This window comes from Cronobacter turicensis (assembly GCF_041222865.1).
Classification (GTDB): domain Bacteria; phylum Pseudomonadota; class Gammaproteobacteria; order Enterobacterales; family Enterobacteriaceae; genus Cronobacter; species Cronobacter turicensis.
On the sequence record NZ_CP165997.1, the window covers coordinates 1,767,750 to 1,781,798 of the forward strand.

General features: G+C 51.6%; 16 protein-coding genes and 1 pseudogene. 6 read left to right on the forward strand and 11 right to left on the reverse strand.

The window, feature by feature from the left end:
• Positions 1 to 63: 63 nt before the first annotated feature.
• Positions 64 to 1,185, forward strand: coding sequence for a ribonuclease D (gene rnd, locus AB8W27_RS08510; RefSeq protein ID WP_282913967.1), 1,122 nt, complete (start codon positions 64 to 66; stop codon positions 1,183 to 1,185).
• Positions 1,186 to 1,287: 102 nt separating this feature from the next.
• Here the strand turns inward: rnd and minE are convergent, their stop codons facing one another.
• From minE to minC, 3 genes are read right to left on the reverse strand one after another with little or no spacing between them, the layout of a single operon-like run.
• Complete coding sequence (gene minE, locus AB8W27_RS08515; protein WP_007762212.1) at positions 1,288 to 1,554, reverse strand: cell division topological specificity factor MinE; 267 nt, start codon at positions 1,552 to 1,554, stop codon at positions 1,288 to 1,290.
• 3 nt (positions 1,555 to 1,557) lie between these two features.
• Positions 1,558 to 2,370 carry a septum site-determining protein MinD gene (gene minD / locus AB8W27_RS08520; protein ID WP_007762208.1) on the reverse strand — a complete coding sequence of 271 codons (813 nt, stop codon included), beginning with the start codon at positions 2,368 to 2,370 and terminating at the stop codon, positions 1,558 to 1,560.
• Positions 2,371 to 2,394: 24 nt separating this feature from the next.
• Complete coding sequence (gene minC, locus AB8W27_RS08525; protein ID WP_041923653.1) at positions 2,395 to 3,093, reverse strand: septum site-determining protein MinC; 699 nt, start codon at positions 3,091 to 3,093, stop codon at positions 2,395 to 2,397.
• A gap of 125 nt (positions 3,094 to 3,218) precedes the next feature.
• On the opposite strand from minC, the gene AB8W27_RS08530 reads away from it, so the two are divergent.
• From AB8W27_RS08530 to AB8W27_RS08550, 5 genes and pseudogenes are all read left to right on the forward strand, one after another.
• Positions 3,219 to 3,494: a YcgL domain-containing protein gene (locus AB8W27_RS08530; RefSeq protein WP_015741562.1), complete on the forward strand. Its 276-nt coding sequence runs from the start codon at positions 3,219 to 3,221 to the stop codon at positions 3,492 to 3,494.
• Positions 3,495 to 3,609: 115 nt separating this feature from the next.
• Complete coding sequence (locus AB8W27_RS08535; RefSeq protein ID WP_041923652.1) at positions 3,610 to 4,269, forward strand: fumarylacetoacetate hydrolase family protein; 660 nt, start codon at positions 3,610 to 3,612, stop codon at positions 4,267 to 4,269.
• Between the two features lie 88 nt (positions 4,270 to 4,357).
• Complete coding sequence (locus AB8W27_RS08540; RefSeq protein ID WP_007762202.1) at positions 4,358 to 4,804, forward strand: YcgN family cysteine cluster protein; 447 nt, start codon at positions 4,358 to 4,360, stop codon at positions 4,802 to 4,804.
• A gap of 109 nt (positions 4,805 to 4,913) precedes the next feature.
• Positions 4,914 to 6,034: pseudogene (locus tag AB8W27_RS08545) on the forward strand (IS3 family transposase).
• Between the two features lie 133 nt (positions 6,035 to 6,167).
• The gene (locus AB8W27_RS08550; RefSeq protein WP_237656557.1) at positions 6,168 to 7,316 is read left to right on the forward strand and encodes an acyltransferase; all 1,149 of its coding nucleotides are present in this window, start codon (positions 6,168 to 6,170) and stop codon (positions 7,314 to 7,316) included.
• Between the two features lie 306 nt (positions 7,317 to 7,622).
• On the opposite strand, the gene AB8W27_RS08555 is transcribed toward AB8W27_RS08550, so the two are convergent.
• From AB8W27_RS08555 to nhaB, 8 genes are all read right to left on the reverse strand, one after another.
• Positions 7,623 to 9,056, reverse strand: a complete 1,434-nt coding sequence (locus AB8W27_RS08555; protein WP_015741556.1) for a glucosyltransferase domain-containing protein — start codon at positions 9,054 to 9,056, stop codon at positions 7,623 to 7,625.
• Positions 9,049 to 9,975, reverse strand: a complete 927-nt coding sequence (locus AB8W27_RS08560; protein WP_041923651.1) for a glycosyltransferase family 2 protein — start codon at positions 9,973 to 9,975, stop codon at positions 9,049 to 9,051. The genes AB8W27_RS08555 and AB8W27_RS08560 overlap by 8 nt, the downstream gene beginning before the upstream one ends.
• On the reverse strand, positions 9,972 to 10,334 hold the full coding sequence (locus AB8W27_RS08565; protein ID WP_041923650.1) for a GtrA family protein: 363 nt from the start codon (positions 10,332 to 10,334) through the stop codon (positions 9,972 to 9,974). The genes AB8W27_RS08560 and AB8W27_RS08565 overlap by 4 nt, the downstream gene beginning before the upstream one ends.
• 412 nt (positions 10,335 to 10,746) lie before the next feature.
• A complete protein-coding gene (gene yncL, locus AB8W27_RS08570; protein ID WP_071601081.1) occupies positions 10,747 to 10,839 on the reverse strand; it encodes a stress response membrane protein YncL in 93 nt (30 codons plus the stop codon).
• A gap of 163 nt (positions 10,840 to 11,002) precedes the next feature.
• Positions 11,003 to 11,233 carry a hypothetical protein gene (locus AB8W27_RS08575; protein WP_041923649.1) on the reverse strand — a complete coding sequence of 77 codons (231 nt, stop codon included), beginning with the start codon at positions 11,231 to 11,233 and terminating at the stop codon, positions 11,003 to 11,005.
• Positions 11,234 to 11,456: 223 nt separating this feature from the next.
• A complete protein-coding gene (locus tag AB8W27_RS08580) occupies positions 11,457 to 11,546 on the reverse strand; it encodes a hypothetical protein (protein WP_085958866.1) in 90 nt (29 codons plus the stop codon).
• Positions 11,547 to 11,698: 152 nt separating this feature from the next.
• Positions 11,699 to 12,232, reverse strand: coding sequence for a disulfide bond formation protein DsbB (gene dsbB, locus AB8W27_RS08585; RefSeq protein ID WP_015741553.1), 534 nt, complete (start codon positions 12,230 to 12,232; stop codon positions 11,699 to 11,701).
• 135 nt (positions 12,233 to 12,367) lie between these two features.
• Positions 12,368 to 13,930: a sodium/proton antiporter NhaB gene (gene nhaB / locus AB8W27_RS08590; RefSeq protein WP_015741552.1), complete on the reverse strand. Its 1,563-nt coding sequence runs from the start codon at positions 13,928 to 13,930 to the stop codon at positions 12,368 to 12,370.
• Positions 13,931 to 14,049 lie beyond the last annotated feature (119 nt).

Consider the following 14,049-nt stretch of genomic DNA (forward strand, 5'->3'; position numbering starts at 1 on the left):
TCACGTCGCCCTGACGCCGGTTCTACCGGCGTTTTTTATGGGCGCAGACAAAGAGAGAGCGATTTGAATTACCAGATGATAACCACCAATGACGCGCTGGCGGCGCTGTGCGAAACCGCACGCACGCAGCGCGCCCTGGCGCTGGACACCGAATTTGTCCGTACCCGCACTTACTATCCGCAACTGGGGCTCATCCAGCTCTATGACGGCGAAAACGTCGCGCTGATCGATCCGCTGACCATTACCGAGTGGGCGCCGTTTCAGGCGCTGCTGCAGGATCAGAACATCACCAAATTTCTCCATGCGGGCAGCGAAGATCTGGAAGTGTTCCAGAACGCGTTCGGCATGATGCCCGATCCGTTTATCGACACCCAGGTGCTGGCCTCGTTTGTCGGTCATCCGCTCTCCTGCGGTTTTGCGACGCTGGTAGAGCATCACACCGGCGTGGCGCTGGATAAAAGCGAGTCGCGTACCGACTGGCTGGCGCGCCCGCTGACGGAGCGCCAGTGCGACTACGCGGCGGCGGACGTCTGGTATCTGCTGCCGATCGCCCACAAACTGATGGAGCAGGTGCGCGAAGCAGGCTGGCTCACCGCCGCCATCAACGAATGCCGCCTGATGACCCAGCGCCGCGGCGAGGTTCTCGATCCGGATGAAGCCTGGCGTGAAATCACCAACGCCTGGCAGCTGCGTCCGCGTCAGCTTGCGTGCCTGAAGCTGCTGGCCGGCTGGCGCCTGCGTAAAGCGCGCGAGCGCGATATGGCGGTCAATTTCGTGGTGCGCGAAGAGAATCTCTGGAAGGTGGCGCGCCACATGCCGGGCTCGCTTGGCGAACTCGACGGGCTGGGGCTGTCAGGCAGCGAAATCCGCTTCCATGGCAAGACGCTGCTGGCGCTGGTCGCGCAAGCGCAGGCGTTGCTGGAAGACGCGCTGCCGGAGCCGCTGGCGAATCTGGTCGACATGCCGGGTTATCGCAAAGTGTTTAAAGAGATCAAAGCGCTGGTGCAGGAGACAAGCGAGGCGCACAAGATCAGCGCCGAGCTGATGGCGTCGCGCCGCCAGATTAACCAGTTGCTGAACTGGCACTGGAAGCTGAAACCGCAGAATCAACTGCCGGAATTAATTAGTGGCTGGCGCGGCGAGTTATTAGGCGAGGCGTTAAAAACGCTGCTGCAGAATTATTAATACAATACCTGTAATTATTCACAGGAAAAGTGAGATTCACTGAGAATATATACAGTGAAGCGGCAAAAAAAATACCCCGGCATGCCGGGGTATTTTTTATCGTTATTTCGTCTCTTCCGCTTCCGGTAAGGTGACGTTAAGTTCGAGAATCGAAATATCGTCGCCTTTTTGTTCCAGCTGAACGGTGACCATTTCCGGATCAATCTGAACGTATTTACAAATCACTTCCAGAATATCCCGCTTCAGCTGCGGTAAATAATGCGGTTCAGCATCGCTACGACGACGCTCAGCAACAATAATTTGTAAGCGCTCTTTAGCGATATTCGCGGTGTTCTTTTTTCTGGAGAGAAAAAAGTCGAGTAATGCCATAACTTATCCTCCGAACAGGCGTTTGAGGAAACCTTTCTTCTCTTCTTCAATGAAGCGGAAAGGACGTTCTTCTCCCATCAGGCGATCGACGGTATCGGCGTAGGCTTTCCCGGCATCAGAGGTATCGTCAAGAATAACCGGCTCGCCCTGGTTGGAGGCGCGCAGCACGGACTGATCTTCCGGGATAACGCCCACCAGAGGAATACGCAGGATCTCCAGCACATCTTCCATGCTGAGCATATCGCCCTTACTGACGCGTCCCGGGTTGTAGCGGGTCAGCAGCAGATGCTCTTTAATCGGCGCTTCGCCATTTTCGGCGCGGCGCGATTTGGAAGAGAGGATACCCAGGATACGGTCGGAGTCGCGCACGGAGGAGACTTCCGGGTTAGTGGTAATGATGGCTTCATCAGCAAAATAGAGCGCCATCAGCGCGCCGGTTTCGATACCGGCAGGGGAGTCGCAGACAATGAAGTCGAACTCCATCTTTTTCAGCTCATCCAGTACCTTTTCCACGCCTTCGCGGGTCAGCGCGTCTTTGTCGCGCGTCTGCGATGCGGGCAGAATGTAGAGGCTTTCGGTACGTTTATCGCGGATAAGCGCCTGATTCAGTGTGGCATCGCCCTGAATGACGTTCACGAAATCGTATACGACACGGCGTTCACAACCCATGATCAGATCAAGGTTACGCAGGCCGATATCGAAATCGATAACTACGGTCTTCTTTCCCTTCTGGGCCAGACCCGTAGCGATGGCCGCGCTGGAGGTGGTTTTGCCAACGCCCCCTTTACCTGATGTAACTACAATAATGCGTGCCATAAAGGAATTCCTTGTTAAAAGGGCTTAATTTAATGGTTGAACCGTCAGCGCGCCGTCGGCCAGACGCAGGCGTGCCGCTTTGTTGTAAAACTCGGCCGGGATTTGATCGCTCAGCCAGTAAACCCCGGCGATGGAAACCAGTTCCGCCGCGAGATTTGTTGAAAAGATTTGTGCTTCTTTATCGCCGCTGGCACCGGCGAGGGCGCGCCCGCGCATGGTGCCATAGACGTGAATATTGCCATCAGCGATAAGCTCCGCGCCCGCGCTGACGTGGCTTGTGACCACCAGATCGGCGCCCGGCGCGTAGATCCGCTGCCCGGAACGCACCGGCAGATCCACTAACCGGGTACGCAGCGCTGCCGCCGGGGCAGGCGGTACAGGCGCTTCAGCGGGCTTTGCGGCGCGCGGCGCGCTGGCCTTTCCCTCGGTCAGCAGCGCCAGGCCCGCACGAGCGATCTCCGCTTTCAGCGCGTCATCCTGACAGCCGCTGATGCCGACCAGGTGCAGGCCGCTGTCGATAAACGTCTGATGTAACTGCTGCCAGTTTATCGACCCGTCAAGCCCTGCAACATTCACTACCACCGGCGCATTTTTGAGAAAGGCCGGCGCCTGAGCAATTTTTTCTTCAAGCGCCTTGCGAATAACCTCGGGGTGAGCATCATGCAAATGAACCACTGATAAGGTGAAACTACTGCCTTTTAGCTCGATGGGCGTGTTTGACATCCTGGCCTTACTCAATTCAGTTTAAATCCCCACCGCAGTGGGATGATATTCCGAAGCACATCAGGCATGTTATAGTCAGCCTTATATTCAGGCAAGTAACCATCTGGCTAAATTAGAGTAAAAACATGTTTTGTGTGATCTATCGAAGCGCGCGTCGCGAACAAACTTATCTTTATGTTGAAAAAAAAGACGATTTTTCGCGTGTGCCGGAAGAATTGCTGGCTGGTTTCGGCCAGCCAATTATGACCATGATGCTTCCGCTGGACGGTCGTAAAAAATTAGCCAACGCCGATCTCGAAAAAGTGAAACAGGCGTTAAAAGATCAGGGCTATTATTTACAGATGCCGCCGCCGCCGGAAAATTTGCTAAAACAGCATCTCGAGTCGCTCGGTAAAAAATAGTCCCACGCGCCGTTTCATACGGCGCTTTTTTTGTAGCGACGCGCGCGGTTTGACTTTTTGCGCGGCCGGGACGAATAGTTACGTACTGTCTTACCATCGAACCCAGAGGGACGCTATGTATCAACATCATCACTGGCAGGGCGCGCTGCTTGACTACCCGGTCAGCAAAGTCGTTTGCGTCGGCAGCAACTACGCAAAGCATATTCAGGAGATGGGCAGCGCCACGCCGGAAGAGCCGGTGCTGTTTATCAAACCTGAAACCGCACTGTGCGATCTGCGCCAGCCGCTCGTGCTGCCGCAGGGACTCGGCTCGGTGCATCACGAGGTCGAACTGGCGGTGCTGATTGGCGGAACGCTCCGTCAGGCGAGCGAAGAGCATGTCGCCAAAGCGATAGCTGGCTATGGTGTTGCGCTCGATCTCACGCTTCGCGATATTCAGGGCAAAATGAAAAAGGCCGGGCAGCCGTGGGAAAAGGCGAAAGCGTTTGATAACGCCTGCCCGATTTCCGGGTTTATCCCGGCAGGGGAGTTTGCAGGCGATCCGCAAAACACGCCGCTCAGCCTGCGCGTGAACGGCGAGGTGCGCCAGAGCGGCAATACCGCCGATATGATCCATAAGATCGTGCCGCTTATCGCTTATATGAGCCGTTTCTTCACACTCCGCGCGGGGGATGTGATCCTCACCGGGACGCCGGAAGGCGTCGGCCCGCTCAACAGCGGCGACGCGCTGGACATCGCCTTTGACGATCACACCCTGACCACACGGGTTCTGTAAAGATGCCGCCCGTGGGGCGGCAAAACTTGCATCCTGGCGCCAGAGTGTTTATAAGGTGCAGCTTAATTTTTGATGCGCGGACACTGTTATGACCGAAACCCCTTTCTGGCAGCGTAAAACCCTGGATGAGATGAGCGATGCCGAGTGGGAATCGCTCTGCGACGGGTGCGGTCAGTGCTGCCTGCATAAGCTGATGGATGAAGACACCGACGAAATCTACTTCACCAACGTCGCCTGTCGTCAGCTTAATATCAAAACCTGCCAGTGCCGCAACTATGAACGACGCTTCGAGTATGAGCCGGACTGCATCAAACTGACCCGCGACAACCTGCCGACCTTCGAGTGGCTGCCGCCCACCTGCGCTTACCGTCTGCTGGCCGAGGGGAAAAATCTGCCACAGTGGCACCCGCTGCGTGCTGGCTCAAAAGCCGCGATGCACGCCGAACGTATTTCGGTGCGCCATATTGCGGTCAAAGAATCTGAAGTGCGCGACTGGCAGGACCACATTTTAAATAAGCCGGATTGGGCGGAGTGAGGCGTTGATATGAAAGGATTTTCTTACTTCTGATTTATTGACCTGCTCCCCGTTGATTAACACACCGCGATGTTAGTAATGTCTTCATAAGCCACATGAAGACATCCCCATGAAGAAGCGTTTTTCCGACGAACAGATCATCAGTATCCTCCGCGAGGCTGAAGCCGGGGTTTCTGCCCGTGAGCTCTGCCGCAAGCACGCCATTTCCGACGCCACCTTTTATATCTGGCGTAAAAAGTATGGCGGAATGGAGGTGCCCGAAGTTAAGCGCCTGAAGTCGCTTGAGGAAGAGAACGCCAGACTCAGGAAGCTGCTCGCCGAAGCCATGCTGGATAAGGAGGCGCTTCAGGTGGCTCCAGGGCGAAAGTACTGACGACAGACCAGAAGCGCGAAGCCGTAGAGTTTATGTGTGATGCGACCGGTCTGTCGCAACGTCGTGCCTGCAGGCTTACAGGTTTGTCCCTGTCGACCTGCCGCTATGAGGCTCAGCGTCCGGCGGCTGATGCGCATTTATCAGGGCGCATCACTGAGCTGGCACTGGAGCGAAGGCGTTCTGGATACCGCCGCATCTGGTAGTTGCTGCGCCGTGAAGGCCTTCATGTTAATCACAAGCGCGTGTACCGCCTTTATCATCTGAGCGGGCTGGGCGTAAAACGCAGACGACGTCGTAAAGGCCTGGCAACAGAACGTCTGCCGCTGCTCCGCCCGGCAGCGCCGAACCTGACCTGGTCGATGGATTTTGTCATGGACGCGCTCGCCACCGGTCGCAGGATCAAGTGCCTGACCTGTGTGGACGACTTCACGAAGGAGTGTCTAACAATTACCGTCGCATTCGGGATTTCAGGCGTTCAGGTCACGCGTGTTCTGGACAGTATTGCACTGTTTCGGGGCTATCCGGCGACGATAAGAACTGACCAGGGGCCGGAGTTCACCTGCCGCGCACTGGATTAATGGGCCTTTGAGCATGGTGTTGAGTTGCGCTTAATCCAGCCAGGCAAGCCAACGCAGAACGGATTTATTGAGAGTTTCAACGGTCGCTTTCGGGATGAATGCCTGAATGAGCACGGGTTCAGCGATATTCTTCATGCCCGGAAAATCATTAATGACTGGCGGCAGGACTATAACGAGTCCAGACCTCATTCATCGCTGAATTACCAGACGCTGGCTGAATTTTCAGCAAGCTGGAGAAATGGAAAATTAGAAGGTAAACAAACCGACATTACTAACTGATCGTTGTATCTAATACTGGGGGCAGGTCAACCAGGCGGGACAGGCATCAACAGCATATGCCTTGTACTCTCGTCTGACATTGCAGATCACAAAGTAAATAAATTTTCATGTATGATATCAAAATGCGCTTATAATGGGCGCATTTGATATTGAAATGGACTCAGGCGTGAAAACAAATCGACTAGATAGCATTCAGTTTTTAAGAGGAATAGCTGTTCTTCTTGTGATTGCATTTCACTTTAGACAATACTTAAATTCAGTATATGCACAGTCTGATTTAGGTGATCGACTTTTTGGTCTTGGAGAAGTAGGCGTTGATATATTTTTTGTGATAAGCGGATTTATCATTGTCTACTCTTCTCGCAATAGAGAAAAGAACACGCCTGTTGAGTTCTCAATTAAAAGAATGTTTCGCTTATATCCTGTTTACCTTTGCGTTTTGTTATTCTTGCTGCTTCTTGATGTCAGCGCTCAGCACACAATATCTCAAGTAGTAAAAAGCATTTTCCTGATCCCTAATGATTACAACTTTATTGGCCCATGGTATGGATACAGCATAAATCTACCCGCCTGGACGCTAACCTATGAAATGCTATTTTATGCAATATTTGCAGCTTCTATAGCAGTTAGCCACAAACACAGAACGGTGGTCTGCATTATATTGATGGTTGCTATCGTATGTGCATCTCAAATTTATTTCCGTGGGCACTTGCAATTAGATCCAATCACTAGAGACACCGGTGATAATTCCATCCTAAGAAACCTAACATTTATTTCAAACCCAATAGTATATGATTTCATTTACGGAATGCTGATAGCTGAGCTATACAGTAGAGTAAGCGATAAGATCATCTTTAATAAGACGTTTTCATTGCTGATGCTTTGCGTCCTCTGCATTTCAGTAGCCACAATAATCTCTGGATACAATCGCGGAGCTGGAGTGGAGCGATGGGGGCTCGTCTCATTTGCACTGGTTGGCTCACTGGTAATGCTCAGCAAGGGAAGGGAGTTACGATTTGGCAACTTCTGGCTGGTAATGGGTGAGATGTCGTATTCACTCTATCTTAACCACATGGTGATTAAAAAACTGGCGGGGATTTATCTGAGGGATTTCGGAATATATAAGGGAAACGGAGGCGTGACGCTTTTTATCATCCTTCTGATTTTAACTTTCGTGATGTCCTGCATAACCTATCACTTCATCGAGAGGCCCTGCGTAAACCTTGGTCACCAGCTTGCAGAGAAAATCAGAGAAAAAAACAGCATCAAATGGCTAAAGTAATGAAGAGCTAAAAATCCCGACAAGTAGCAGATGCAGTTCGGTCTGAGCAAGATGCCGGATGGGACAGGAGGTGGTTTATCTCCCATCCCATATTACTCAAGTATTCATTGACCCACTCAGGTGGGCTTTTTATGGGAGTGGAAGCATTCGTTGTTGATAACACCGGGGCAACCGGTGCTACTGCACTTAAGAATGCAGCGGCCGATAGTAGTAGCGTAACACTTCAAACGGCTGTCTCTTCCACTGGATATAACCTCTATTACCGGCTGAGTGTATTTGTGACAAAATAAAAAGCCCCTTTCGGGGCTATTTAAGTGTTACATAAATATCTTTATCCGATGTTATGTCGAAATACCTGCTGGACTTCAAAATTGATCCGCTGATTGCGTTTTTACTATTGCTTTCCATCTCAGCGGTTATTCCATAATGCTTCAGCATTATCATCCCAGACCAGTTGTACAACGGCATTACCATCCACTTAAGGGAAGGGAATCTCTTAAATTCCATGTCAGTAGAGACGGCGGTAGATATCTGACCAGAGATATACACCTTTTTGCCATCCAGCTTAGGTGGCAACGAAGATGCTATATCATAGAACACCTTATCTTCGAGCGAGCGCTGATGCTTACTTGCATTTCCATATGCAGACGAGTAAGACAAGGAGAACATTACAGGAATAATGCATGCGATAGTTGTTAGTCTTTTTGATGGCAACATTGATGCCAGATAGCCGATAAGCAGCATAAACCCCGGAACTCCCATCATTACGCGTGGAGCAACCACAGTCTTATCTATAAAGATAAATGGCCCAGCAATTGAGAACAGTGTCACTGCAATGCCTGAAGCAAATACAGCAAAGCCAATAATTTTGGATGGTAAAGAAAAATCAGACTTTGCCACTCTGAAAGACAGAATTATCAAGCCAACAATCGCAACTACAATAATCAGTACCCAGGCCATGTAAAGCGAGTCATTCATCAGGCTCGATGCGATATTCCAGAATCGTTCAAAGTTGTAAAACAGGCTTTTAGCCGGGTCATCAGCTTTTAAGACAAGATCTGAGTGAACATTTTTCGACAAGAAGAATGGGGTCACACCCTTCATGTAGATTATCATTCCAATAATTGCGCTGGCCGCTCTTTCGACAGACATTCGCAATGCATCTGTTCCGTTTTCCCTACTGTAAAGTACGTAAGCTATTTCTATGGCGCACAAAGATAGGAACACATTTATTGTTGCCTGATAGAGACTCAAGGCAAGTACAAGGCATACAGCCCCAAATAACACCCTAAACGCCAACTTAAATGATGTAGCCATTTTAGAGTAAGGCAATGCGGCAAGGAAAACTCCAAGCATCATGGGGAAGGAGTCAAAGTGATAAGAAAGATTTTGAAGTAAGAACGGGCTTAATGAAAATAAAGAAAAAACTAAGCCAGAGGCAATGCCGCGGCTGATCGCGAAACGACAGTAAAGCATGACTGAAGAAGCGCCAAGCAATGCTCCTGCCAGCATTAGAGATAATGGGAAAGAATCAACAACGAATCCTGAACCAAACCCAAGTGCCATGACAGCGACGTCAGACAGAGGGCGTCCAAGTACGCCCCAATACGCTTCACCATTTGCCGCCCTGAGTATATCGTCCTGATACAAAACACCTGAAAGCAGGATAGGCAAAACAAAGAGAGCGGTAACACCAACTATTACCCAGCACCCACTATCAAATCTATTCAACTTAAACATCTTTATTCCTTTTCCTCAGAATAAATCTTGGGCGTTGCTTGGACTCAACATAAATCCTGCCAATATATTCCCCAAGAACGCCAATACCAATAAGTTGCACGCCACCAAGGAACAGGATGGAAACAAGCAGAGATGGATATCCACGTACAGCATTGCCAAATGCTAACGTATCGATAATCATCCATGCTCCGTACACAAATGCGACTCCGGCCACGATGAGGCCTATGTACGTCCATACGCGAAGCGGAAAAGTTGAGAAGCTTGTAATCCCTTCCAGCGCAAGGTTCCAGAGCTTCCACCCGTTGAATTTGGTGCTTCCGGCCACGCGTTCAGCGCGCGAATATTCTACTACGTCTGTGCGACCGCCAACCCAGCTCAGGACACCCTTCATGAACAGGTTGCGTTCCGGCAGCAGCCTGATGTTATCCACTATTTCCCGAGACATTAGTCGGAAATCACCTACGTTCTCCTCAATCCTCGGGTTGCTGATTTTGTTGTGCAGCTTATAGAACATTTCAGCGCTTTTGCGCTTCAGGCGGCCATCTGTAGAGCGGTCTGTGCGTTTAGCCAGTACGACATCTGCCCCAGCTTGCCAGCGTTCAATCAGTTGCGGGATAACTTCAATCGGGTCCTGCAAATCGACGTCAATCGGAATCACTGCGTCGCCGGTGGCATGGTCCAGGCCTGCAAATAGCGCTGGCTCTTTGCCAAAGTTGCGAGTGAATGATAACGGCACGACAAGCGGATCTGACACGGCCAGCGCGTTGATAATCGACTCTGTAGCGTCTTTACTGCCGTCATTAATGAATACGATTTCCACCTCAAACGATTTGAGTGGCTCATATTCTCTGACGGTTTTATAGAAAATAGGTATTGTGTCTTCTTCATTGAAGACAGGAACCACGAGTGAAATCTTCATTTTGCTTCCCTGAAGACGATGTATTTTGAATAGATGAAACCGCACACCAGGCTGATTGCGGAGAATACGACCAGCGTCACTAATGGTGGAAGAGAGCATTCATCGGCCGCCCATCCGACAGCAGCGCTAAGCGACCCCATAAAACCAACATAAAGCACATAGCGCGTCGTGGTCGTAGAACTGTTGAATGTAAAGCGAGCGTTTGCGAAGAAGCTAAAGCTTACCGCAACAACGAATCCGCTGAAGTTAGCAAGCGCCTGGCTGGTTCCGAGCGCGTAGAAGCACCCGGCAAACACCACCCAATGGATGAGGGTGTTAAGCACGCCAACGGACGCATACTTTGTAAAGAGCTTGAGCATATCTAATTCCGTTAGATTTGAAGGGGCAGAGTCTAGCATCAGAGGTGGCTTCGATCGATGGGCAATGGGGCATGGATGGGGCAAAAAATTAGCGCAAAACAACTCAAAACACTAGAATGTGTCGATTCGTCTTGCGCTAATGCATTGCTTGTAACCTGGCTTTCTGCCACATCAACCCACTATCACCACAAACGCCAGCCTATTTTAAATAAGCTGTATTGGACAGAATAATCTCAGCTGATATTTTCTTACCGCAGCGAATATCCCCGCACTAAATAATATGCATAAAAAAGCCGCTCTTAATTAGCGGCTTTTTTATCCGAGGCGTTAACGTAGTATGTTCTTTCACCGCCGGAGCGGGGGGATACGTCGCGCGAGGGACTGTTGACGGCGGTGAGGCTCAGTGCGCCTCTCAGAGCCAGCCAAACCTGACGGATAAGGAAAGGAGTAGACCAGCAAAGGCGAACAGGTTAAGTAAAACCGCAGTTCTGCTTGAAATCTCCATACAATACTCCGGACATGTTTTTAAGACATAGCGAGTATAGCTATTGTTTATTGCGACGCATCTGCAAATTTTAAAAATCAGATTATTCGCTCAGATCACTCTGAGATATTTCTTAAGCAATACTGAATAATTGCGTTTTCATTAATTGAAGGTAAATAACCGATCATTCTGGTTTACAGAAGGGTTCAAGGAACTGACGCAGTGTAGCGTGCTCATCGGCATTGAGGGATAAAAAACGCGCAATTTGTTCCTCAAGATGCTCACACGGCTGCGCGATAATCGTCATCCAGGTTTCATTACCCGGCTGCCGAATAATCGACACGCCACGCAAGGCGCCGGAAGGGGTGAGTATAGCTTTGATGTAAACGTCGTTGCGAAGAATCAGTGGGTTCATAGGGCTGAAAGGGCTTAGCAAAATCATCTGTCCACAGAAATAACACATCTGTCTGCTTGATACAATTCACCTTTTTATAGTGATTGAACCAATAGTCTATATCTATTGTAGTGGTAATTAAGGCTTTGTTTTTAAGCGTAAAGTTACGTAAGCGGTTTTTGGTCGATAATCCAGCAATTGTAAAAAAACGGGTTAAAAAAAGGCCGCCTGAGCGACCTTATGATTACTTCTGATTCGGACTGGGTCTTTTATCGCCAGATTCCGGCGCTTCGTTCGGATCGTCTTTTTCGACGTTAAGTGGATACTTATTCATCACGTTCTCCTGTCGTTAATCAAACACCCTGTCAGTATAGGTGCTCCAGCCCGGAACAAGCCAGGCGGCACAGGGAATGTCTGCGCGTGGCCTAAAAAAAACGCCCACCGGCCGGAGCGCGGTGGGCGTGGTGCGCCGCTAAAGAGACTGGCTCAGTAACGGCCGAAGAGATCGCGTTTTTTCGGTTTGAATGCTTGCGCGATCAGCACCAGCAGGGCGACCAGCAGATAGGCGGCGAAAATGCCGACCAGCCACTGCGGCATCTCCAGGGTCAGGAATGACCACTGGCGCTCGGCGCAGTCGCCGCTGGCGACAAATACCTGCGGCAGCCACTTATCGAGCGGCAGCCAGGACGGGAAGCGCGCCGCGAAATCGCAGGTGACAAACGGTGAGGGGTGCAGCTGGATAGTCGTGTGTTCCCACGCGAGCATCAGGCCCTTCCAGGCGCTGTAAATCCAGATACCCATCGCCACAAAACGTAACGGGGTTTTCGGTGCAATGGCTCCCACCAGCCCTGCGCCCATGACGCCAAACAGCGCGCAACGTTCATAAATACATAACACGCACGGCTTCAGCATCATGACATGCTGGAACCACAGCGCCACCATTTCCAGCGCGAAAGCGGTGAGCGCCAGCAACAGCCATGCGCCGCGCCCACGCGAACACTGGTTTAAATATCGCAACATAATGATTATCTCTGCAATCTGCGTTGAACCGGCAGTGTAAACGAAAACCTGTTTGACGCCACTAGCGACATCAAAAATAACCCATTAAACCTATGCGCATAAACAAAAAATCGGGCCCCGGGGCCCAATTTGCGGTTAATGCAGCAGCGCCGTCACGCCGGGGGTGCTGACCCAGCCACTCTGCAACAGCCAGTCGGTGAGCGGCACCAGCGTGTACTGCACGCAGGCCAGGCCCACCAGCGTCAGCACCACCGTATACGGCAGCGCCATCCAGACCATACGGCCATAAGAGAGACGAATCAGCGGCGCCAGCGCGGAGGTCAGCAGGAACAGAAACGCCGCCTGGCCGTTCGGGGTAGCGACGGACGGCAGATTGGTGCCGGTGTTAATGGCCACCGCCAGCATTTCAAACTGCTTAGTGTCGATAACGCCCTGTTGCAGCGCGCTTTTCGCTTCGTTGATATAGACCGTGCCGACAAATACGTTATCGGAAATGGACGACAGCAGGCCGTTAAAGAGATAGAACAGCGACAGCTGATTATGCGGCGTGGCTTCCAGCACATACGCGATAATCGGCGCGAACAGATGCTGGTCGATAATCACCGCCACAATGGCGAAGAACACCGTCAGCAGGGCGGTGAAAGGCAGCGCTTCGGTAAAGGCTTTGCCGATAGCGTGCTCATCGGTTACGCCGCACAGCGAGCAGGCGAGAATAATCACCGACAGGCCAATCAGACCCACTTCCGCCAGATGCAGCGCCAGCGCGGCAATCAGCCACACGCCGATCAGGCCCTGAATAATCAGCTTCATGGTGTCCTGACGGGTGCGCTTCTGGCGGCTCTTGTCGTCATACTCACGCAGGATCTTACGCACCGGCTCCGGCAACGGTTCGCCGTACCCGAAGGATTTGGTTTTTTCCACCAGGATGCAGATAAGGATGCCGCAGATAAACACCGGCACGCTCACGGGCGCGACGCGCAGCAGGAAGTCTCCGAAGCCCCAGTCGGCCGCGTGGGCGATAATCAGGTTCTGCGGCTCGCCGACCATCGTCATCACGCCGCCAAGCGCGGTGCCGACACCCGCATGCATCATCAGGCTGCGCAGAAACGCGCGAAAGCGCTCAAGCGTGGCGCGACGTTCTTCATCGAGCTGAGCGTCGTCCACCAGCTCTTGTCCCTCTTCACCATTAGACGCGACGCGATGGTAGATGCCGTAAAAGCCTACCGCCACGCTGATGACGACGGCGACCACCGTCAGCGCGTCGAGGAAGGCGGAGAGAAACGCCGCCGCAAAACAGAACGCCAGCGAGAGCAGGGCTTTAGAACGGATGCCCAGCAGCAGACGGGTAAAAATCAGTAGCAGCAACTGCTTCATAAAGTAGATGCCCGCCACCATGAAAATCAGCAGCAGCACCACGGCGAGGTTATTCGCCACCTCTTCACGCACATGCTCGGCGCTGGTCATGCCGATAAACAGCGCCTCTACCGCCAGCAGCCCGCCCGGCAGCAGGGGGTAGCACTTCAGCGCCATCGCCAGCGTGAAGATGAACTCAATCACCAGCAGCCAGCCCGCCGCGAAGGGGCTTACCCAGAAAACCAGAGGATTAATAATCAAAAAGCCAAGTAAACAAAGCTTGTACCAGTCCGGAGATTGTCCTAAAAAGTTACGATACAACGCCCGGCCATATGAAATTTCCATGCCATGATCCTTTACGGTTATTTTTCGTTAACATGTCAGGGTACCCGGCAGTGGTGCGGCGATCAAGCCGCGGGCGCGTATGGCGGGCCGGTGGGGATTGTTAAAAACCGAACCACGAT

Coding starts and splice junctions, on each gene's coding strand:
- AB8W27_RS08565 (WP_041923650.1), bottom strand. CDS start 10,334: ATGCTCAAGCTCTTTACAAAGTATGCGTCCGTTGGCGTGCTTAACACC.
- AB8W27_RS08560 (WP_041923651.1), bottom strand. CDS start 9,975: ATGAAGATTTCACTCGTGGTTCCTGTCTTCAATGAAGAAGACACAATA.
- AB8W27_RS08540 (WP_007762202.1), top strand. CDS start 4,358: ATGACCGAAACCCCTTTCTGGCAGCGTAAAACCCTGGATGAGATGAGC.
- AB8W27_RS08575 (WP_041923649.1), bottom strand. CDS start 11,233: ATGAACCCACTGATTCTTCGCAACGACGTTTACATCAAAGCTATACTC.
- nhaB (WP_015741552.1), bottom strand. CDS start 13,930: ATGGAAATTTCATATGGCCGGGCGTTGTATCGTAACTTTTTAGGACAA.
- AB8W27_RS08580 (WP_085958866.1), bottom strand. CDS start 11,546: ATGAATAAGTATCCACTTAACGTCGAAAAAGACGATCCGAACGAAGCG.
- yncL (WP_071601081.1), bottom strand. CDS start 10,839: ATGGAGATTTCAAGCAGAACTGCGGTTTTACTTAACCTGTTCGCCTTT.
- AB8W27_RS08555 (WP_015741556.1), bottom strand. CDS start 9,056: ATGTTTAAGTTGAATAGATTTGATAGTGGGTGCTGGGTAATAGTTGGT.
- minC (WP_041923653.1), bottom strand. CDS start 3,093: ATGTCAAACACGCCCATCGAGCTAAAAGGCAGTAGTTTCACCTTATCA.
- AB8W27_RS08550 (WP_237656557.1), top strand. CDS start 6,168: ATGGGCGCATTTGATATTGAAATGGACTCAGGCGTGAAAACAAATCGA.
- AB8W27_RS08535 (WP_041923652.1), top strand. CDS start 3,610: ATGTATCAACATCATCACTGGCAGGGCGCGCTGCTTGACTACCCGGTC.
- AB8W27_RS08530 (WP_015741562.1), top strand. CDS start 3,219: ATGTTTTGTGTGATCTATCGAAGCGCGCGTCGCGAACAAACTTATCTT.
- minD (WP_007762208.1), bottom strand. CDS start 2,370: ATGGCACGCATTATTGTAGTTACATCAGGTAAAGGGGGCGTTGGCAAA.
- dsbB (WP_015741553.1), bottom strand. CDS start 12,232: ATGTTGCGATATTTAAACCAGTGTTCGCGTGGGCGCGGCGCATGGCTG.
- minE (WP_007762212.1), bottom strand. CDS start 1,554: ATGGCATTACTCGACTTTTTTCTCTCCAGAAAAAAGAACACCGCGAAT.